Genomic DNA, 18,839 nt, shown 5'->3' with positions numbered 1-18,839 from the left:
TGGCTCGAAATAGAAAGGCTCCCGAACGCAGCGGGTGCCGGTGTCGTGAACGACGATGGCGATGCTCATCGATACGAGTGCGCGGATGTGGCCTCGAGAACGCGGTGGCATGGGATATGCCGGTACGTGGTGAGCGGATTCTTGTGATCTTTGCTGGTGATTTAACCGATAAGGACTGTGTTCGTCTGTGGCCTTCCGCACGAACCGTGCTCATATTCCATCGCGCTTGCCCGGCAAAGAGGACGGGCGCGTTTTGATCTTACAGAGTTTCAATCGCAAACAGGCGCCTTATGATAAGAATACTTATCTAAATGGATAAGGCGTCGTGCCACAAGCGCGTGGATGAAGTCCGCTCACGCAAGTAAATCTATGGTCCGCCCCAGTTTTGCAACCCCTGACGCTTGATGCAGTGTTGGCTTGCTCAAATCTATCCGGCGTCGTTGTGGGGACTGCTCCCCGCGCCACGATGAAGTTCGCGCCTGCGGTCCCCATAAAGTTGTGCGGCTTCAGGAGCCTCTTTGCTTGCCGGGGTGTTCCACAGGCCGGTATGCCGTTCACGTCATCACGTTTCAGTCGTCGCAAAAGCAGAGAAGAGGATGGTGAGTCCGCGTTCGTTCAAGCCGACACTGTCGCACGCTCTGAATCAAAGGTGGTATGACGGGCAACGATCGCCCAGGCGGTGCGAGCCAGCTTGTTAGCCAGCGCGCATGCCACCACGTTCGAGTGGCGCCGCGTCAGAAGCGCACGCGTCCAGCCCGCTAGATGACCGGTTCGCTTTTCCAGACATCGCATGTAGGCCCGGGCGCATTGGACGAGGAGACTTCGGATGTTCTTGTCGCCACGTCGACTGATTCCTAGAAGGTTGGATCTACCGCCCGTACTGTACTGGCGGGGAACAAGACCAAGTGAGGCCGCGAAATCGCGACTGCATCTGTACTGCTTCCCTCGGGAGCGGTCAGGAATTGCCTGAAGGTGTCTGTTCATGCTTTGTGGATGTCTTGTGTTAGCGACTCTTAACAGATGATGTTTTTTCGAGTCTCTCTCACATGTCCTGGAGTGATATCACTGCTACTCCTACCACGATCACGATGATTGAGAAAAATTTTCTAACTACGCCTCCGGGAGAAATATCCTCGGCGATAAATTTTGGAAACAGCTTCGTTGCCAGGAACCCAAAAGCCAAAACGAACAGCGGGTGGATACTGACGACTACCGAAACCAAAGCTGCACCGCCTCCCGCAGCCAGAGCGGCCATGAAGAATACATAGCCCCCAACATCAAAGATGTTTGTCGCCCCGAAAATTCCGAATTGCTTATAGTTCAAAACTTTTAGATCATCAATGATGAGCTTTCTCCATTTCGGAACCAATAAAAGCAACATCCCACCAAGGGCATAGCCAGCAAAGTTGAAAATCAGCACCGAGTGCAAGCTCGTGACTTTCAATATCTCATCTGAAATTACAGTCGAGACAGCTCCCAAAAAAGCAGAAATTAGCAACACGACTACGTGCCGTGGATGCCCCAATCCTCCAATCGTCTGCCTAGACATGCATAGTATTAGAATACCAACGACGATCAAAGCGAAGCCAGTCTGTTGCCTAGATGTCGGAATGGCATGAAAAATCAGCACTGATGCGGCCAATACAAATATTGGTTCAGATTGGTGAATCGGAATCACAACCGATACATCCATATCCCCCAAGGAGTAGCTATATGCAAAATATTGTAGAAATATTGCGAGACCAGAGCATATATTTATCGCCACCATATATAAGTCCAGATCGGCGGGCCGGAAATAGGCATAAATTGCCATCGCAAAAAAAATATTCCCGATACTCAGCAAGAAAATGAACGAAATCCAATTGGATGCAATATTAGTGATTGCAAACTTGTCAACAATATATGAGAGACTCCAAAGCAGCGGTGCCAGAAGGGCAAAATATAACCAGGTCATTTCTCGCTCCCGAGAACCTCGAGAATCGTATTTTTGCTATCGTTCAATAGCTCATTCGAGAAGTCATCGGTAACATGATCAAAAATAAATGTATTGTTATATCCGAAACCATCAGAAGTTTCGAAGCCGACTATTTTGTCAAGGATTGCTGGAAGCTCGCCAAACCGAGATGAGTGGTTTTTCTTCAAAAGCTTCATAGCGTTGCCGTAGTGCGCCGCTTCATCTTTAGTAGCATTACGAATCCATGCGGACAGACAATCAGGCCCAAGACTATCAAAAAGCTTGAAGTCCTGCTTATAAGCCCGAGTGCTAGTAACTTCATCGAATGCAATTGACGCCAATATGGTGAATTCATCAACCATGAAGGATGAAATGGATTCAAATTCCGGCTGTCTGGATTCGATTTCTTTGTCGATATCTTCTTCTCGGAAACCATACAACACACTATTGATCTTTCGAAGACCTCTATAGTGGTTTTGTTCATCCAAATGCCAGAGGCATGCGAACTCTAAGAAATCATCGCTCAGCTGTAAATCACTTCGATTCATGAGATATATCAAGAAGTGCTTGGAATCAAACTCAGCGCTCATGTCATGCCAAAAGTGTTCTTGCCGTGATTTTATGGCATCCCTAGATCCGGTGATGCGTTCGGGAGTCAGATATTTAAGTAACTCAACTGAAGACCAGTCATAACTTTTCAAGCCGATTGACGATTTTAAATAGCTCATGATTGCGCTCCGTGCAATTATTCCATGAAGTTTTGAAACTGCCACTTATCAGACGAAGCAGTGGAAAATAGCCCTTTATCCTCTCCCACAGGACTCCAATCAGTGTATTCCCCCAGCATTTCGCCTAAGTAGGGCTTTGCATTATCTAGCACGAAGATAAAGTCCATCTCTTCCGCCTCAATGATCCCGCAACGTGGATTAGCAATTGCCCATTTCATACCTGCTATAACACCGGCCACGACTTGCAAAGAGGTAGCAGAGCTTTCAGGGTTGAGCTTTTGAGCAACCGAGTTCTCCATGTAGAACCCAAACCAATATGCATTTTTCTTATGCCCCATCAGAAGCACGCCAAGATAATCCCCTCCCGAGGCGATATCCGGTCCTTGCAAAATTCTCCCTTGTGCCTGTGGATTCCAAGAACAACCACTAAGCTCGTGAATGGAAAGTATAGCGTCATTGCAAGGATGGTAAGCATAAGTGACCGTAGGCCGATAAGCGGCTCGCTCACCTTCAAAGTACGTTAGATAATCCGACAGAGAAACAACTTCATTATGAGTGATCAAAAAGCCTAAGCATGGGCCAAAAGCAGGAGTCCAGGTTTTCAATCTGACCGAGGCGCCCGGGCGGTTCAAATAGATCGCGCTATTGCAGCCTGTAGTATGCAGCTGCCCCTCTGGCGGTAAGCGAAGTTCATGAGTCCCCCAGCCTAACTCAGCAGGCTGGCAACCTTCGCCAATAAACCCATCAATTGACCAGGTATTTACAAACTCGCCAGGCCGCTTAGGCAGTTTTGCAATCTGGGTATCATGCTCCGCAATATGGATTATTTTCACATCTAGATCAGCAGACAGCTTCGCCCACTGCTGACGAGTTTGCGGGATTGGCTGGCTTATTCCGTAAATATCATCCCGAATATTCAGAAGTGCCCGCTTTACGAAATGAGACACCAAACCCGGATTTGCGCCGTGCGCTACGATAGCTGTAGGGCCATCTTGACATTTAGCCTTCAACGTAAGCATGGCTTCCCTGAGGGCGTAGTTGGTACGCTCTGCAGGCTCTGCATCTGCATTTACATAATGTCCGGCCCATGGTTCAATGCATGTATCAATATATTTTGTTTCTTTCTGCTGGCAAAATGAAACCAGGTCGACACTTGAGACATTGACGGACAGGTTGATTACAAAGGAGTCGGAATCTAGGTCGCTCAGCAAGTCTTCAAGATTTTCCTTAGCGACGCTCGCCGCCACCCAAGTTACAGGGAAATCGAAATCAGCGCTGAGCCTCTGGGCGCCATATGGATCTATTACCTTAAGGCTTTCAATTTCGCCCCCGAACTCACTGAGCAAGTTTGGCATAAGTGCAGATGCAATGGTTCCGTAGCCAATCAACACAATCTTCATGAGCATTCTTCCTTGACAGGAATTTGCGAGCGGACAGGGAGATATACCTCGGCAGGGAGGCTGATCTGCCGTCGAAATCCTGGACAGAAATGAGTGTTAGTGTTTCGGAGCAATTTTCCCCATGACACGGGAGGTTGGCGATGAAACGCAATCAGTATTCGGTGGAGCAGAACGTGGCCGCAGCAGGGGAGATCCGAGCAGACGTATTACCGCTGGAAGAAGCTAGATCTGGGCCAGGAGTCGAACTAGGGTGCGTGAGCTGAAGCAGCTCCAGGACGAGAATGCGCGGCTCAAGAAGCTGGCTGCGGAGCTCAGTCTGGACAAGGCGATCCTGCAGGATATCGCCACAAAAAAGTGGCCCTGCACGCGCTGAAGAGAGAGGCCGTGACCTACGTCATGCATCACTTCGGTCTTCCGACGCAGCGGGCGTGCCGTCTGGTGCGGCAGGCGCGCAGCACGCACTACTATCGCAGCGTCAAGGATCCGCAGAGGGCGCTTCGGCAGCACATGCGTGAGATTGACCCAGACCCGCGTGCGGTATGGCTACCGACGCGTTCACGACTGCTCAAACCCGAAGGCTGGCGCGTGAGCCGCAACCGGATCTACCGGCTCTACGCTGAAGAACAGCGGCAGTTACGCTCGAAGTTGCCCAAACGACGCAAGATGGTGGTGTCGCGCCGTCAGCGTTGCGCGCCGACGCGCCCCAACGAGGTCTGGAGTCTGGATTTCGTGGCCGATCAACTCGCCAATGGCATCTGCCTGCGAGCCTTGACGATCGTGGATGTCTTCAGCCGTGAGGCACTTGCCATTGAAGTCGGACAGCGCCTGCGTGCAGAGGACGTTGTGTCCGTGCTGAACCGGTTGGTGGCCCAACGTCGGGCGCCGCGATGCCTGCTCGCCGATAACGGCAGCGAGTTCTCCGGCCGTTCTGCTGGATATGTGGGCGTACCACTACAAGGTACAGATCGACTTCAGCCGTCCGGGCAAGCCCACCGATAACAGCTTCATCGGACGGGTCATGTCGGTAGCATGGCCATCATTCCGCATTTCTTCGAGAACGCGTTCCTGGGCGGCTATCCGAAATCGTGCGCGAACCAGACCCCGGTGAACTCTTCTCGAGAGATCCATGGCCCCTTCCGAACGGCCAACATTTTATGACGAACGTTTGCCAGAACCCGGTTGTTGCGTCATCCGCTAGGTGGGGCCACTGCAGTAACTCACTTTCTTGCTGCGGAAAGCCTCTCCTTTATCGCCGTCCCCAATGATTGAGCAGAAGACAGCACTAAACGCGTCGACCGGAACGCACTCATGTTCCAGCGCGGCGGCGGCATTTTCCGCCACCCCGATTAGCATAGCAATCAGCACACCGTTACACAGCACCTTCTTCATTTTGGACAAGACCTGATCCTTTCCGAAAAGTTACCAGGGTTTCAGTCCTGCGACTCGCGCCACTGTCGGCAGGCAACCATGAACCGCACTTTCACTGCGCGCGATTCGTCTCCAAGCACCTTCCAGGTCATGTGGGGCGCAAACGCCCGGAACCGCCAGTACAGACGCTAATGACGCATTGGCGTCAGTCAAATTGCGTCGCGCACCTGCGTCGGCTATCGAACAATGATGTTGGATTCCCTACAAATAGCGCATGATTAGACCGGCCGCACGGAACCGGCGACTGTGAGAGAGCGAATTCGTCCTCGCCGACAAATTTCGGTCATCGAAAATCGCCGGCGGCCACAAGCGTGAAGGCGATCCTGGAACATCCTGGACGCTTTCATCATCGTGACCTGCCCGCAGGATGAGCGCCTCCGCGTCATCAATAGATTCGTTGTTTTTCGTCGCCGTTGACATCACTTCCGGGTGCGTCAGCCGGCTGTCGCCAGCATTCTAGTTTAGCGGCAATGCGCTCGTGACTATCGCCCCAGAGTAGTTGACGCACGTCGTCGGGCCATGCATCGACGTCGCACCCGTGATGATACAACAGCGCAAGTGCGAGCCGCTCCATTCCGAATGCGATGCAGGCCGAGTGCGCGATGGCGCCATTCGCGCAACGCAGTTTCCATATCCGACCGAAGTGGTCCATGTGATAGTTGAACGACAGGCAGGCGGTTTTGTGCTGCGGGTCCGTTACCGGGATCAGCAGTTCGAATTTCAACTGCTGCGCGCGCTGACTGTCCGCGACGATCTTGCCGCCGCGGCCGAAGAATGGGTCGTTCGCGACGTCGAATTCGGCGGGCAGGCGTAACATACCTGTAAGTGCATGGCCGCGTTCGATCCACGTCGTGCGAAAAACCTGAACATCTTCTGGCGAGCCAATCCGCACATACTCGCGCATTCTGAACATTTGCATGCGCGTCGGGTCCAGAGAAGATTCGTGACGGAAGCAATACGACAGCACATCTATAGTGAGCGCATTTTCTGGTAGCGGGCCGCGTCGCGCGATGACCGGATAGACCGGATAGCGCGCAGCGGGTGTGAGCACAGCGCGCGTTGGCTTTTGCTGGGCTAGCCAGGCGTCGCTTCGCTCGTCGCCGGGATCGGATGGCACGTCGTTGAGCGCCCGCAACAGACGCCGGTGGTCACTCGCTCATCACCGCAGAACGCGTGAATCGTGCCGGCGAGGTGCGGAAAGTTCTTCAAGTATTCGCTGTCTTCGAAGTCCTTGCGTGGCACCGCTAGCGGGAAGCGCAGAACTTCCGGATGCTGGTCCGCAGCCATGCTGGATATCAGCCAAGTCAGGCGTTCGACGATGCCTTCGTAGATATGGTTGTGTCCATAGAGGCCGTTTTCGCCGGTGTCGACGAGCAGGCCGGCTGCGATCAACCGGTCGCGCAATGGCTGTTGCGCATCGGATACGGGGGGCACCACCGCGTGCATAGTCAGGGAAGGAAGATGCGACAGGTACGCTCATGTCATGCCTCTATTGATAATGACGGGCGCTGCGCAAGTAGCAGGCTGGCCGTGTTCTGGTCAATCCGGTCGTTGTTGATAATTAGGAATGCAGAATAAAGGTCGCGCGGATACCGGCCGACGCTATAGCGGCCGCCATTCCGGTATCTACAACCTGACACTGCACGTGCCGAACGCCTCGGTGACGAACCGGGGAGCACTCGAGCAACTGACGCTGCCGTCGACGTCTGGCGCAAAGGTCCCTCTCGGTGATGTCGCGAAGATCTCGCTGCAGATGGGCGAAAGCACGATCACGCACGAGTTCGGCAAACGCGAGGTCACGATCCGCGTCGACAACCGCGACCGCGCGCTGTCGGACTACCTCGCCGAAGCGTAGCGGAAGATCGATGCGAACGTTCACTTCGACCACGAGAAGTACCACCTCGAATGGGGCGGGTACATTCGAGAACGAGCAGCGCGCGCGGAAGCGTCTCGCGGTTTCATTCCTGATCGTGATGGGCATGATGCTCACGCTGTTGATCGCGAACTTCGGCAATTCGCGCCAGGCGCTGCTGGTGCTCGGCGTCGTGCCGCTCGCGACGCTCGGTGGCCTCGTCGCACTGAACATCCGCGGCGAGACGCTGAATATCGCGACCGCTGTGGGGTTCATCGCACTGTTCGGGGTCGCGGTGCAGAACGGGATCATCATGGTGTCGAACATCAACCGGTTGCGCGGGCAAGGGCCTGCCACTACGCGAAACGCGTGACGACCGGGGCGCTCGAACAGTTCCGGCCCGTGCTGATGACCGCGCCGGTCGCGACGGTGGGCATGCTGCCGGCTGCGCTCGCCACCGGGGTGGGCACCGACGTCCAGCGGGGTCTTGCGACAGTCGTCATCGGCGGCCTCGGGATCGCGACGCTGCTCACGCTCTATATCCTGCCTACCCATTACCTGGTCCTCGAACGCTTCGTCGAAAAACGCGCGGCGAACAAACCGGCCGCAGAAGAGGCATAACCATGGCTAACACATTCAACCACCCCTACGGGAAATGCGGGGCGGCGACAGTGCTGGCCTTTGCGCTCGCAGGCTGCGCGGTCGGTCCGGACTTCAGGACGCCGGCGGTTCCTGCCGCGACCGGCTACATGAAGAACGCGCTGCCAGCCGAGGTCGGCAGCGCGGGGGCGGGCGGCACGCAGCCATGCGCGCAGGTTGATCACCAGCTTGATGGCGTCGAGCCTGTCGGTCTTCGCGCGCCTCTTATGGCGCTCAACAGGGATGCTCGCGGGATCGATCACATGACACTCGATCCCGCGAGCCCGCAGCGTGCGATAGATCCAGAACGCATCCGGGCCGGCTTCGTAGCTGACGACGACACGCACATCCGGCGCCAGAATCCACGTGGCCTTGTGCCGCTCGATGAGGTCCAGCACGGCCTGCAGCCGCCCCGCAGCGTCTCGCTCGGTCACAGATGCACAGATGGCCGACAACGCTGCCCGTCGTGTAGCGCGACCTTCCATTTGGCCGCGGCAAGCTCAAGCGACACCGCAAGCACGATTTGCTCTGTAACCGTTGTGTACGCTGGTTCTGCGCGCATGATTCTCTCCAATCGGCCTGGGTCGACGCACATATTTTAGGCGTCGACCAGGTTGTCGAGGCGGCCAGGCTTCATAGGATCTTTCATTCGATTACCCCTACCTAGAAGGTTCTGCTCAAGTGGTCATTTAAAGACAGGACGAATGCCGTGACGATGTGCCGCCCTATGCGATTCGCGTGGAAGGAACCGACTTCTGGATTGACTGTTGCGCAACGCCTGAGGATGCGAGCAAGCGGGCGGAAATGCTCGGGGTCATGGTTCTAAAGGTGCAGGGGTAGTCCTGGTGTCGGTTTGTGCGAGAGCATTTCCAGCGCGGTTGTGAGTCGCGCATGGAGTCGATCGAATAGAGCCAGCGCGTGTTCATGGCGATGCGCGCGGGGCTCGTCGGGCGGCTTGCCCCGGATCGCTTCAACATCCAATAACAAGAGTTTGCATTGCGCTACCTTGCGGCCAGGAAAGGGGCGCTTATCGGCACCACCGCGGCCGGACCACCTTGGTGACAGTTCGCGCGGTTTCTCAGGTGACACTTTCAGTTCGCAGGCGCCAAGCTACGGATTTCATCCGGAATCTTGTTGATTTCCCCGCGACGGGTGTGGTTGTTGATGACACATTTACCGTCGAAGTTGTGACACTAATGGGATGGTCCCTCCTGCCCCCTCGAGCGCGTAAGCTTTCGAAATCCCAAACCGTTTGGATACCATCATGGACACGGTGACGCTGGTTGGAATAGATCTCGGCAAACACAGATTCCACTTGCATGGGCAGGACAAACGTGGGAAAGCCGTGTTCCGCAAGAAGTTGAGCCGGAAGCAGCTGGTTGAGTTCTTCTCCACGTTTCACCCGTGCACCGAGGCAATGGAGACTTGCGCCGGCGCTCATCATACTGCTCGCCTACTCGCCTCTTTCGGCCATAACGTCAAGCTGATCTCGCCGCAATTCGTGCGCCCGTTCGTCAAATCGAACAAGAATGATTTCGTCGACGCAGAAGCTATCTGTGAGGCCGCTTGCCGACCAGCGATGCATTTGTGACACCGAAGACTGAATCCCAGCAAACGCTTTCGACGCTGCATCGTGTTCGTGAATCGCTGGTCAGGGATCGTACCAAGGCCGTCAACCAGATACATGGGTTCCTGCTCGAGTTCGGCGTTAGCTTGCCCATTGGATCTGCAACGATCAGGCGTCTACCGGCTGTCCTTGCGGAGCATCCGTTGCCGCCAAAGCTCGTAGCGATCATTGAGCGTTTGCGTCTTCACGTTAAGTATCTCGAAGAGCAGATTGGTCAGTTCGAAAGAGACATCGCGCGCCAAGTCTCGGACGATGAGGTTGGTCAACGGCTGATGACCATTCCCGGCATTGGCGTCATCACGGCAAGTGTGTTGTCCTCAGAAATGGGTGACGGCAAGCAGTACCGATGTGGTCGTGATTTCGCGGCGGCGATTGGACTCGTACCACGGCAACACGGTACGGGCGGCCGAAATAACCTGCTCGGCATCAGTCGTCGCGGCGACAAAAACATCCGTCGGTTACTCGTGCGCGCCTACATGATCCGGCTCGATAAGCAAACGGGTCGTCTGGCCGACTGGGTGCGATCAATGATGACAAGGCGACACTCGAATGTCGTAGCTTGCGCGCTTGCCAACAAACTGGCGCGTACTGCGTGGGCAATAACCACTAACCACACGGTGTTTGAGGCTCGTTGCCAGAGAAGCTGGACGTGCTAAGAAGGCGACCCCCAACTGGTTTTGCGACGACTGAAAATTGATGACGTGAACGGCATATCTAGATCAACGCCATGTCTGAGGCCGGTTTGGACCGGGTGCGCACGAAGCTGGCACGAATCTTGTATTTGAGAACGCTAAACGCCGACAATGGGCGCCCCGAGACGCAACCGCATGTCGGCGTCGCTGACCCGATGGCCATCAAGGAACCACACAGTGATCGAAACGTTTTATGAAGTCATGCGACGTCAAGGGATTTCGCGCCGCAGCTTCCTCAAATTCTGCTCGCTGACGGCGACGTCGCTCGGTCTCGGCCCCGCATTCATGGTGAAGATCGCCCACGCGATGGAGACCAAGCCGCGCACGCCGGTGCTCTGGCAGCATGGGCTCGAATGCACGTGCTGCTCGGAGTCGTTCATCCGTTCGGCGCACCCGCTGGCGAAGGACGTCGTGCTCTCGATGATCTCGCTCGACTACGACGACCTGTTGATGGCTTCCGCGGGGCATCAGGCCGAGGCGATCCTCGAAGAAGTGATGACGAAGTACCGCGGCAACTACATCCTCGCGGTCGAAGGCAATCCGCCGCTGAACCAGGACGGCATGAGCTGCATTATCGGCGGCAAGCCGTTCATCGATCAGTTGCGCCGTGTGTCGAAGGACGCGAAGGCCGTGATCTCGTGGGGCTCGTGCGCGTCGTGGGGCTGCGTGCAGGCGGCGAAGCCGAACCCGACGCGGGCGGTGCCGATCCATAAGGTCATCACCGACAAGCCGATCATCAAGGTGCCCGGCTGCCCGCCGATCGCCGAGGTGATGACGGGCGTGATGACCTACATGCTCACGTTCGACCGCATGCCGGAGCTGGACCGCCAGGGGCGCCCGAAGCTGTTCTACAGCCAGCGCATTCACGACAAGTGCTACCGCCGTCCCCATTTCGACGCTGGCCAGTTCGTCGAGTCGTGGGACGACGATGCGGCACGGCGCGGCTACTGCCTCTACAAGGTCGGCTGCAAGGGCCCGACGACCTACAACGCCTGCTCGACCGTGCGCTGGAACGGCGGCACGAGCTTCCCCATTCAGGCGGGCCACGGCTGCATCGGCTGCTCCGAGGACGGCTTCTGGGACAAGGGCTCCTTCTACGACCGGCTCACCCAGATCAACCAGTTCGGCGTCGAAGCGAACGCCGACAAAATTGGTGGCACCGCGGCCGTCGTGGTGGGCGCCGCTGCCGCGGCGCATGCGGCCGCTTCGGCGATTCAGCGCGCCAAATCGAAGCGCGACGCGAGGCAAGACCGCGACGGCCGATAGCCGCATCTAGCGCCCCGCGCGGGGGCGCCGCCGACAAGCATAGGAAGCAATACAGGAAAAAACAAGCATGACAGCCATTTCCACCCAGGGGTTTCAGCTCGACAACAGCGGGCGGCGCATCGTCGTCGATCCGGTCACGCGCATCGAAGGCCACATGCGCGTCGAGGTCAATGTCGATTCGAACAACGTGATCCGCAACGCCGTCTCCACCGGCACCATGTGGCGCGGGCTCGAAGTCATTCTCAAGGGGCGCGATCCGCGCGACGCGTGGGCATTCGTCGAGCGCATTTGCGGCGTGTGCACGGGATGTCACGCACTCGCCTCCGTGCGCGCCGTCGAGGACGCGCTCGACATCCGCATTCCGCCGAACGCGCACCTGATCCGCGAAATCATGGCGAAGACATTGCAGGTGCACGACCACGTGGTGCACTTCTACCACCTGCACGCGCTCGACTGGGTCGATGTGGTATCGGCGCTGAAGGCCGACCCCAAGCCCACGTCCGAGTTGCAGCAACGCGTCTCGCCCGTGCATCCGATGTCGTCGCGGGGCTATTTCCGCGACGTGCAGACGCGCCTGCGCAAGTTCGTTGAAAGCGGCCAGCTCGGGCCGTTCATGAACGGCTACTGGGGCAACCCCGCCTACGTGCTGCCGCCGGAAGCTAACCTGATGGCCGTCACACACTACCTCGAAGCGCTCGACCTGCAAAAGGAGTGGGTCAAGATTCATACGATCTTCGGCGGCAAGAATCCGCACCCGAACTACCTAGTGGGCGGCGTGCCGTGCGCGATCAATATCGACGGCGATCTCGCCGCCGGTGCACCGATTAACATGGAGCGCCTGAACTTCGTCAAGTCGCTCATCGACGAAGCGATCACGTTCTGTCGCAACGTCTACGTGCCCGATCTGCTTGCAATCGGCACGATCTACAAGGCGCGCGGCTGGCTGTATGGCGGCGGCCTCGCCGCGACCAACGTGATGGACTACGGCGCGTATCCGCTCGTCAACTACAACCCATCCACCAACCAGATGCCGGGCGGCGCGATCCTCAACGGCGACTGGAACACGATCCTGCCGGTCGATCCGCGCGACCCCGAGCAAGTGCAGGAGTTCGTTGCGCACTCCTGGTATCAATACCCGGACAACGACCGCGGGCTGCATCCCTGGGACGGGATTACCGAGCCGCATTACGAACTGGGGCCCAACACGAAGGGCACGCGCACCGCGATCGAGTCGATCGACGAGAGCGCGAAATACTCGTGGGTCAAGTCGCCGCGCTGGCGCGGGCACGCAATGGAGGTCGGACCGCTCGCGCGCTACATCCTGGGCTACGCGCACGCGCAGCAGGGCAATGCGCATTGCGGGCGCACGAAGGAGCAGATCGAAACCTCGCTCGTCGCCGTGAACCAAGGCATGCCGAAGCTGCTCGGCTTGCCCGAAACCTCGCACGGCGCGAAACAACTGTTGCCGACCACCATCGGCCGCACGCTCGCCCGCGCGCTCGAAGCGGAGTATTGCGCCGAGATGATGGCGGACGACTGGCAAAGCCTCATCGACAACATCCGCAACGGCGACACCTCGACCGCGAACGTCGACAAGTGGGACCCGTCGATGTGGCCCGCCGAAGCGAAGGGCGTGGGCGCGGTCGCCGCGCCGCGCGGCGCGCTCGGCCACTGGATCAGGATCAAGGATGGCCGCATCGAGAATTACCAGTGCGTCGTGCCGAGCACCTGGAACGGCGGCCCACGCGACGCTAAAGGGCAGATCGGCGCATTCGAGGCGAGCCTCATGAACACGCCCATTGCGAACCCCGAGCAGCCTGTCGAGATCCTGCGCTCGCTGCATTCGTTCGATCCTTGCATGGCGTGCTCGACGCACGTGATGAGCGAGGACGGCGCTGAAATGACCGCCGTGACCGTGCGCTAACACTAGGCCGCTGCGACGCCTGCGCTCGCCGACGCAGTGGCGGCCAAGAAAGGATGATGACGATGCAATCGTATTCCCGACGCGAAGAGGCGCGCGACACCGTTCCGCCCGCCGAGGCGATTTACGTGTACGAAGCGCCGGTGCGCGTCTGGCACTGGATCAACGCGGCATCGATCGTGGTGCTCGCGGTGACCGGCTACCTGATCGGCTCGCCGCTTCCCACGCAGCCCGGCGAGGCAAGCGCGCATTTACTGATGGGCTATATCCGCTTCGCGCATTTCACCGCCGCCTACCTGTTCGCCATCGGACTCGCGGGCCGCGCTTATTGGGCCATTGTCGGCAATCACCATGCGCGCGAGATGTTCTGGGTGCCGGTGTTCTCGCGCGAGTACTGGCTCGCCATGTTCGCCATGCTGCGTTACTACGCGTTTGTCGGGCCCACGCCGTGCCAGTTCAGCGGGCACAATCCGTTGTCGCGACTCGCAATGTTCTTCGTGTTCCTACTGGTCTCCCTGTTCATGATCGTGACCGGCTTCGCGCTGTACGGCGAAGGCGCGCAGGCGGGTTCGTGGCAGCAGATTGCGTTTGGCTGGGTGCGTCCGCTGTTCGGCCAGTCGCAAGGCGTGCACACCACGCATCACCTCGGCATGTGGGCGATCATGATCTTCGTGATCCTGCATGTCTATGCGGCGATTCGCGAGGACATCATGGGCCGCCAGAGCGTGGTCGGCTCGATGATCTCGGGCCACCGCACGTTCAAGAAGTGAGGCCGCGATGCTGACTTCCCCGCAAAGCGGCGCGCCCGCCATCGTCGTGCTCGGCATCGGCAACGTGCTGTGGGCCGACGAGGGCTTTGGCGTGCGCTGCATCGAGGCGCTCCAGCAGCGCTTCGAATTCGCCCCGCACGTGAGCCTCATGGACGGCGGCACGCAAGGGCTGTATCTGGTCCAGTACGTCCAGGCCGCCGACAGCCTGTTGATTTTCGACGCGGTCGATTACGGTCTCGCGCCCGGCACGCTGAAGATCGTTGAGGATGACGACGTTCCGGCGTTTCTCGGGGTGCGCAAGATGAGCCTGCACCAGACCGGCTTCCAGGAGGTGCTGATGCTCGCGCGCCTGACCGGCCGGTATCCGCGCCGCGTGCTGCTGGTCGGCTGCCAGCCCGACGAAGTGGACGATTACGGCGGCAGCTTGCGGCCCGCCATGAAGGCGTCGCTGGAGCGCGCGCTCGAACTGGGCGTCGAGCGCCTTGCCGCATGGTGCGGTGAACCCTCGCCGCGCCGCACCCCGCTGCGCGCCGACGAGGCGGTCACGCTGCCGCATCTCGCGCTCGCGCGCTACGAAGGCGAGCGGCCGAGCGAAGCCGATGCGTGCCGCACCGGCGACGAGCGCGTGCTGCTGCGCACGCGCCGCGAGGAGCCGCCGTCGTGTGCGTAGGCGTGCCGATGCGGGTAATCGAGGTGCAGGGCTTGCAGGCGTCCTGCGACGGGCGCTGCGAGCGCCGCCGCATCGACACGTCGCTGGTTGGCCCGTGCAGCGCCGGTGAATGGCTGCTGGTCTTTCTGGACGCGGCGCGCGAGAAGCTCGACGCGACGCGCGCGGCGGAGATCGACGCGACGCTCTCGCTTGTCGAGCGGGCGCTGGCGGGCGATGCCGCCATGGCCCGCGCGAGCGCGCATTTTGAATTGCCGTCCGCGCTCGGCGTGGACGACCTGATCCGGCTGACTGGCGGCGCGCGGCACTCACCGGTCCACCAAGGAATCGACGTGACAAATACGGGCGGCGCCGCGCATGAGGTGGCGCCCGTGGTGCAGCGGCTGATCGACGACGGACACGCCGAGTTCGTGGACGAACGCACACTCGACGACTGGCTGGCGGATAGCGGCGAATGCGTCGTGCTGCTTGCGGGCGACCCGGTGCGCTTTCCCGAATCCCTCGACGTGGCCGTGGTGCTGCCCGAACTCGCGCGCCTCGCGGAGGGCCGCTTTGGCCGCCCATTGCGCGTGGCTGTGGCGACGCGCGAAGGCGAGGACGCGATCGTGCGCCGCGTCGGCTCTCAGCGCTGGCCCGCATTGCTGTGGCTGCGCGACGGCGGCTATGTCACGACGCTCGCGGGCATGATGGACTGGGACGATTACGTGGCCAACGTCGCCCATGCGCTCGCGCAGCCGACTACGCGGGTGCCTTCGGTTGGCATTCCCGTCAACGCCGCCGGCGCTTCGGCGGATTGTCACTATCCGTTACCAAGCGTCGATTGAACATCGATCAATCATCGGGATTGCCAACCATGTCCATGACTCCGTTTCCCGTTCCCGTCGTGCCATTCGGCCACGGCAGCCAGGACGAGGGCGATGCGGTGCTCGACTATCTGCCGATGCCGCAAGGCATGCGCACCTATGTAGCGCCGCCGCTGCCCGAGCGCGCCGACGCGCGGGCGCTCGACGCCGCGCGCGGCGTGCTGCGCGATGTACTGCGCGTGCTGGCGGCATACGAACCCGGCACGCCGCCCGAAGCGATCGACCTGACGACCTGCGACGCGGTGGCGCTGCGCATTCTCAACGACGTGTTGGGCGAGGGCGAGGTCAGCGCGCGCATCGACAATGCGCAGCGGTGCAGCGTCCTGATCCAGGAGACGGTGTTAACCGGGCTGTGGCGCGTGGTCGAGCCCGGTGGCGCGAGCGCGGCCGACCGCCTCGAAATCGGTGCAGCACCGGCGCTCCTCGCGCGGCCCGCAGAGGGGACGCAGCCGATGGCGCCGTTGCCGGGGTCGTTGCCACCGGGCGTGATGAACGCGCCGTCGGTCCTGAGCGAGGCGCGCGATCATGTTGCGCGCTGGCGTGCCGGGGACGCGCCCCATGTCGTCAATTTGACGCTCCTGCCGTTGTCGCCGGGGGATGAACAACTGATCGACGCCATGCTGGGCGAGGGCTCCGTGCAGGTGCTCGCGCGCGGCTACGGAAATTGCCGCGTGGGCAGCACGGCGATCGCAAACTGCTGGCGCGTTGCGTATTTCAACTCGCAGGATACGCTGATCCTGAACACGATCGAGATCACCGATCTGCCGGAGGTCGTGCGCGCCGCGCCGGAAGACATCGCCGATTCGTGCGAGCGCCTTGCCCAGTTGATCGAGTGGGTAGGCGAAGCGTGACGATGAACGATCGCATGATGCAATTCGAGGGCAGCTATCTCGGCGATAGCAGCCGCATCGCGGCTCATACGCGCCTCGAATGCAAGATCTGCTGGTGGATCTACGATCCCGAACAAGGCGACCCGGTCTGGCAGATTCCGCCCCACGTGCCGTTCGCGGCGCTTCCCGCGCACTGGCGCTGCCCCGTTTGCGACGGCGCGGCGGACCAGTTCATGGTGGTGGGGGACGCGGCTTGACCGCGCGCGCCATCGTGCGAGACACCCCGCGCGGCGAGCCACGGGTGGCGGCGCTGGTCGCGCACTTCGAGACGGTCGCCAACGGTGCGATGCGCGATCTGCCGGTCGTGAATCGCGCCTTGCCCGTCGAGGCAATCGGCTTCGCGCCGATGCCCGGGGAGGCCGGGGCGCGAGGTGCCTGGCTCGGCGTGCTGATCACGCCGTGGTCCATGAATCTCCTCAGGCCGCCCGGCGCGATGCAGGATTCGGTGCCATGTCCGCGGCCGTGCGGCAAGGCACGCTTGCGCGTAGGCAACGTCGAATGGATCGGCGCGCACGTGCAAGGCGTGGGCGCGTATGCGTGCTGTTCGCTCTTTTCGCCAATGTTCGAATTCGCCGGCCAGGAGAGCGCCGTCGCCACCGCGCAGGCCGTCCTCGCGCAGTTGCGCGGCGGGGAAGTCGGCGCGAAGGGCGATGGGAACGGCGACCCAGCGGGCATTGCGCCGCGCGCGTCGCGGCGCGCGTTCCTGTTGCGGCCGGGCGCGTTCGGGAGCGCTGCATGAATGCGGCGACGCTGGCCGGGCAATACCGGGTGCGCCCCGGCCGGCAGGACAGCATCGCGGGCGGCCGCCCGCCGCTCGCCGCCACGCTGCTGCGCGGGCAACCGGCGGCAACCGCCGCGTCGCGGCTTTCGGCGCTGTTCGCGCTGTGCGGACTCGCGCACCGACTCTGCGCGGAACTTGCCGTCGGCGCGGCGGGCGGCTCAGCGGTGCACGAGCGGGAGGATGCCGTCAAAGCGGCTCATACCTCGATGCTTACGCGCGAAACGCTCGCCGTGCAGCTGCGCTGCATCTGGACCGACTGGCCCGTGAGGCTTGCCGCCGCCGCGCCGCATAGGCTGCCCGATGTCGAAGCGGCAGGCTCGCCCGACTGGGTGGAGCGGCATGTTCTCGGCATGCCTGGGTGCAAATGGCTCGCACACTGGGCGGACGATCCGCGTGGCTGCCTTAGCGCCTGGAGCGCGCGGGCCAAGACGTTCCCGGCCCGGTTGCTGGCAGACTGCCGTCCATACGCCGATACAACCCGTGCCACGCCGCGGCCACTCGTGATCGACGAAGCGCGGTTGAGCGAACTGGCCACAGCGATTGCCGGGAGTCCGGCTTTCGCGCACGCTCCCCTGCAACGCGGTCAGCCCGCGGAGACCGGCGTGTGGACGCGTAGCGACGATCCGTGCGCGCTGGACTACGATACGCCCTGGCTGCGGCTTGGCGCGCGCGTCGCGGACGTGGTGCGGCTAGCGGCGGCCGACGGCGCGCGTGCGCTGCGCTTTGGCGCGCTGACGTGCGCGCCCGGTGAGGCGCTCGGCTGGTGCGAGATGGCGCGCGGCGTGCTGGTCCATTGGGTGCGACTCGCGCCGGACGATACGGCGCGCATCGAGGACTACCGCGTGGTCGCGCCGACCGAGTGGAATTTTCACCGCCAGGGCACGCTCGCGCAAGCCTTGTCGCGACTCGACCCCGCGCCCGGCGATGGAGCGTTCGCCGCGCACGCAGGCGTGTGGATGGGCGCGTTCGATCCGTGTATCGCCTATGCGCTCGACCGGGCGGAACCGACGATATGCATGAAGTAAGCCTGGCCGGCGACGTGCTGGCATCGGTCGAAGCGGCCGCCAAGCGCGAGCGCTTTGTCCGCGTGAAGGTGCTGAGGCTCGAAGTCGGGCGACTCGCGGGCGTCGAGGTCGAGGCGCTGCGCTTCGCCCTCGAAGCAATCGCCACTGGCACTTGCCTTGCCGGCGCGCGCGTCGAGGTCGAGGAACCATCGGGCAGCGCGTGGTGCATGACCTGCAACGCGACCGTGCCGCTGGCCGTGCGCGGCGACCCCTGCGCACACTGCGGCGGCTACTGGCTCCAGCCGAACGGCGGCACGGAGCTGCGCATCGTCGACCTGACAGTCGACGATGCCTGAC

Annotated in this window: 17 protein-coding genes and 6 pseudogenes; 15 read left to right on the top strand and 8 right to left on the bottom strand. The window is 60.5% G+C overall.

Going from position 1 to position 18,839, the window contains the following annotated elements; all coding sequences use genetic code 11:
• Window positions 1-615: 615 nt before the first annotated feature.
• From AB4Y36_RS34040 to AB4Y36_RS34025, 4 genes and pseudogenes are all read right to left on the bottom strand, one after another.
• A pseudogene (locus AB4Y36_RS34040) lies at window positions 616-945 on the bottom strand (transposase); the annotation flags it as partial.
• 97 nt (window positions 946-1,042) lie between these two features.
• The gene (locus AB4Y36_RS34035; RefSeq protein ID WP_368618936.1) at window positions 1,043-1,954 is read right to left on the bottom strand and encodes an EamA family transporter; all 912 of its coding nucleotides are present in this window, start codon (window positions 1,952-1,954) and stop codon (window positions 1,043-1,045) included.
• A complete protein-coding gene (locus AB4Y36_RS34030; protein ID WP_368618935.1) occupies window positions 1,951-2,682 on the bottom strand; it encodes a hypothetical protein in 732 nt (243 codons plus the stop codon). Before AB4Y36_RS34030 ends, AB4Y36_RS34035 begins: the two co-directional genes overlap by 4 nt.
• 17 nt (window positions 2,683-2,699) lie before the next feature.
• Window positions 2,700-4,082, bottom strand: a complete 1,383-nt coding sequence (locus tag AB4Y36_RS34025; RefSeq protein WP_368618934.1) for a saccharopine dehydrogenase C-terminal domain-containing protein — start codon at window positions 4,080-4,082, stop codon at window positions 2,700-2,702.
• A 140-nt stretch (window positions 4,083-4,222) separates the two neighbouring features.
• On the opposite strand from AB4Y36_RS34025, the pseudogene AB4Y36_RS34020 reads away from it, so the two are divergent.
• Window positions 4,223-5,091, top strand: a pseudogene (locus AB4Y36_RS34020) (IS3 family transposase); the annotation flags it as partial.
• A gap of 185 nt (window positions 5,092-5,276) precedes the next feature.
• Here the strand turns inward: AB4Y36_RS34020 and AB4Y36_RS34015 are convergent.
• The 3 genes and pseudogenes from AB4Y36_RS34015 to AB4Y36_RS34005 form a co-directional block, all read right to left on the bottom strand.
• Window positions 5,277-5,480, bottom strand: coding sequence for a hypothetical protein (locus tag AB4Y36_RS34015; RefSeq protein WP_141710944.1), 204 nt, complete (start codon window positions 5,478-5,480; stop codon window positions 5,277-5,279).
• A gap of 415 nt (window positions 5,481-5,895) precedes the next feature.
• Window positions 5,896-6,956: pseudogene (locus AB4Y36_RS34010) on the bottom strand (amino acid--[acyl-carrier-protein] ligase).
• A 35-nt stretch (window positions 6,957-6,991) separates the two neighbouring features.
• A pseudogene (locus AB4Y36_RS34005) lies at window positions 6,992-7,135 on the bottom strand (acyl-CoA dehydrogenase); the annotation flags it as partial.
• On the opposite strand from AB4Y36_RS34005, the gene AB4Y36_RS34000 reads away from it, so the two are divergent.
• The 3 genes from AB4Y36_RS34000 to AB4Y36_RS33990 are packed head-to-tail and all read left to right on the top strand — an operon-like array spanning window position 7,078 to window position 7,983.
• On the top strand, window positions 7,078-7,365 hold the full coding sequence (locus AB4Y36_RS34000) for a hypothetical protein (RefSeq protein WP_368619016.1): 288 nt from the start codon (window positions 7,078-7,080) through the stop codon (window positions 7,363-7,365). The pseudogene AB4Y36_RS34005 and the gene AB4Y36_RS34000 sit on opposite strands and share 58 nt — an antisense overlap.
• Before the next feature lie 10 nt (window positions 7,366-7,375).
• The gene (locus AB4Y36_RS33995; RefSeq protein ID WP_368618933.1) at window positions 7,376-7,735 is read left to right on the top strand and encodes an efflux RND transporter permease subunit; all 360 of its coding nucleotides are present in this window, start codon (window positions 7,376-7,378) and stop codon (window positions 7,733-7,735) included.
• Window positions 7,732-7,983 carry an efflux RND transporter permease subunit gene (locus tag AB4Y36_RS33990; protein ID WP_069269210.1) on the top strand — a complete coding sequence of 84 codons (252 nt, stop codon included), beginning with the start codon at window positions 7,732-7,734 and terminating at the stop codon, window positions 7,981-7,983. The genes AB4Y36_RS33995 and AB4Y36_RS33990 overlap by 4 nt, the downstream gene beginning before the upstream one ends.
• A gap of 215 nt (window positions 7,984-8,198) precedes the next feature.
• Here AB4Y36_RS33990 and AB4Y36_RS33985 read toward each other — a convergent pair.
• Window positions 8,199-8,387: pseudogene (locus tag AB4Y36_RS33985) on the bottom strand (IS110 family transposase); the annotation flags it as partial.
• An 878-nt stretch (window positions 8,388-9,265) separates the two neighbouring features.
• On the opposite strand from AB4Y36_RS33985, the pseudogene AB4Y36_RS33980 reads away from it, so the two are divergent.
• The 11 genes and pseudogenes from AB4Y36_RS33980 (at window position 9,266) to AB4Y36_RS33930 (ending at window position 18,838) form a co-directional block, all read left to right on the top strand.
• Window positions 9,266-10,284: pseudogene (locus tag AB4Y36_RS33980) on the top strand (IS110 family transposase).
• A gap of 213 nt (window positions 10,285-10,497) precedes the next feature.
• Window positions 10,498-11,586 carry a hydrogenase small subunit gene (locus AB4Y36_RS33975; protein WP_256095090.1) on the top strand — a complete coding sequence of 363 codons (1,089 nt, stop codon included), beginning with the start codon at window positions 10,498-10,500 and terminating at the stop codon, window positions 11,584-11,586.
• Between the two features lie 67 nt (window positions 11,587-11,653).
• Window positions 11,654-13,510, top strand: a complete 1,857-nt coding sequence (locus AB4Y36_RS33970; RefSeq protein ID WP_368618932.1) for a nickel-dependent hydrogenase large subunit — start codon at window positions 11,654-11,656, stop codon at window positions 13,508-13,510.
• 56 nt (window positions 13,511-13,566) lie between these two features.
• Window positions 13,567-14,277, top strand: coding sequence for a Ni/Fe-hydrogenase, b-type cytochrome subunit (cybH, locus tag AB4Y36_RS33965; RefSeq protein WP_069269207.1), 711 nt, complete (start codon window positions 13,567-13,569; stop codon window positions 14,275-14,277).
• A gap of 7 nt (window positions 14,278-14,284) precedes the next feature.
• Window positions 14,285-14,947 carry a HyaD/HybD family hydrogenase maturation endopeptidase gene (locus tag AB4Y36_RS33960; protein WP_342952718.1) on the top strand — a complete coding sequence of 221 codons (663 nt, stop codon included), beginning with the start codon at window positions 14,285-14,287 and terminating at the stop codon, window positions 14,945-14,947.
• 8 nt (window positions 14,948-14,955) lie between these two features.
• Complete coding sequence (locus AB4Y36_RS33955; protein WP_368685330.1) at window positions 14,956-15,768, top strand: HypC/HybG/HupF family hydrogenase formation chaperone; 813 nt, start codon at window positions 14,956-14,958, stop codon at window positions 15,766-15,768.
• Between the two features lie 29 nt (window positions 15,769-15,797).
• Entirely contained in the window at window positions 15,798-16,658 is an 861-nt protein-coding gene (locus tag AB4Y36_RS33950; RefSeq protein ID WP_342922267.1) for a hydrogenase expression/formation protein, read from the top strand.
• A gap of 2 nt (window positions 16,659-16,660) precedes the next feature.
• A complete protein-coding gene (locus tag AB4Y36_RS33945; protein WP_069269204.1) occupies window positions 16,661-16,894 on the top strand; it encodes a rubredoxin in 234 nt (77 codons plus the stop codon).
• A gap of 14 nt (window positions 16,895-16,908) precedes the next feature.
• A complete protein-coding gene (gene hybE, locus AB4Y36_RS33940; protein ID WP_141710942.1) occupies window positions 16,909-17,436 on the top strand; it encodes a [NiFe]-hydrogenase assembly chaperone HybE in 528 nt (175 codons plus the stop codon).
• Window positions 17,433-18,503, top strand: coding sequence for a hydrogenase maturation factor HoxV/HupK (locus AB4Y36_RS33935; protein WP_069269203.1), 1,071 nt, complete (start codon window positions 17,433-17,435; stop codon window positions 18,501-18,503). The genes hybE and AB4Y36_RS33935 overlap by 4 nt, the downstream gene beginning before the upstream one ends.
• Window positions 18,491-18,838 carry a hydrogenase maturation nickel metallochaperone HypA gene (locus AB4Y36_RS33930; RefSeq protein WP_368685329.1) on the top strand — a complete coding sequence of 116 codons (348 nt, stop codon included), beginning with the start codon at window positions 18,491-18,493 and terminating at the stop codon, window positions 18,836-18,838. Before AB4Y36_RS33935 ends, AB4Y36_RS33930 begins: the two co-directional genes overlap by 13 nt.
• Window position 18,839 lies beyond the last annotated feature (1 nt).

The sequence above is a fragment of the Paraburkholderia sp. BR10936 genome (assembly GCF_040965735.1).
Taxonomy (GTDB): domain Bacteria; phylum Pseudomonadota; class Gammaproteobacteria; order Burkholderiales; family Burkholderiaceae; genus Paraburkholderia; species Paraburkholderia nodosa_A.
This window is presented reverse-complemented; position numbering and strand designations above follow the sequence as displayed.

Bases quoted from the DNA above. Each gene is read 5' to 3' on its own strand.
- AB4Y36_RS33955 (WP_368685330.1), top strand. From the start codon at position 14,956: ATGCGGGTAATCGAGGTGCAGGGCTTGCAGGCGTCCTGCGACGGGCGC.
- AB4Y36_RS34025 (WP_368618934.1), bottom strand. From the start codon at position 4,082: ATGAAGATTGTGTTGATTGGCTACGGAACCATTGCATCTGCACTTATG.
- AB4Y36_RS34000 (WP_368619016.1), top strand. From the start codon at position 7,078: ATGCAGAATAAAGGTCGCGCGGATACCGGCCGACGCTATAGCGGCCGC.
- AB4Y36_RS33960 (WP_342952718.1), top strand. From the start codon at position 14,285: ATGCTGACTTCCCCGCAAAGCGGCGCGCCCGCCATCGTCGTGCTCGGC.
- cybH (WP_069269207.1), top strand. From the start codon at position 13,567: ATGACGATGCAATCGTATTCCCGACGCGAAGAGGCGCGCGACACCGTT.
- AB4Y36_RS33935 (WP_069269203.1), top strand. From the start codon at position 17,433: ATGAATGCGGCGACGCTGGCCGGGCAATACCGGGTGCGCCCCGGCCGG.
- AB4Y36_RS33930 (WP_368685329.1), top strand. From the start codon at position 18,491: ATGCATGAAGTAAGCCTGGCCGGCGACGTGCTGGCATCGGTCGAAGCG.
- AB4Y36_RS34035 (WP_368618936.1), bottom strand. From the start codon at position 1,954: ATGACCTGGTTATATTTTGCCCTTCTGGCACCGCTGCTTTGGAGTCTC.
- AB4Y36_RS33970 (WP_368618932.1), top strand. From the start codon at position 11,654: ATGACAGCCATTTCCACCCAGGGGTTTCAGCTCGACAACAGCGGGCGG.
- AB4Y36_RS33995 (WP_368618933.1), top strand. From the start codon at position 7,376: ATGCGAACGTTCACTTCGACCACGAGAAGTACCACCTCGAATGGGGCG.
- AB4Y36_RS33950 (WP_342922267.1), top strand. From the start codon at position 15,798: ATGTCCATGACTCCGTTTCCCGTTCCCGTCGTGCCATTCGGCCACGGC.
- AB4Y36_RS33945 (WP_069269204.1), top strand. From the start codon at position 16,661: ATGAACGATCGCATGATGCAATTCGAGGGCAGCTATCTCGGCGATAGC.
- AB4Y36_RS34030 (WP_368618935.1), bottom strand. From the start codon at position 2,682: ATGAGCTATTTAAAATCGTCAATCGGCTTGAAAAGTTATGACTGGTCT.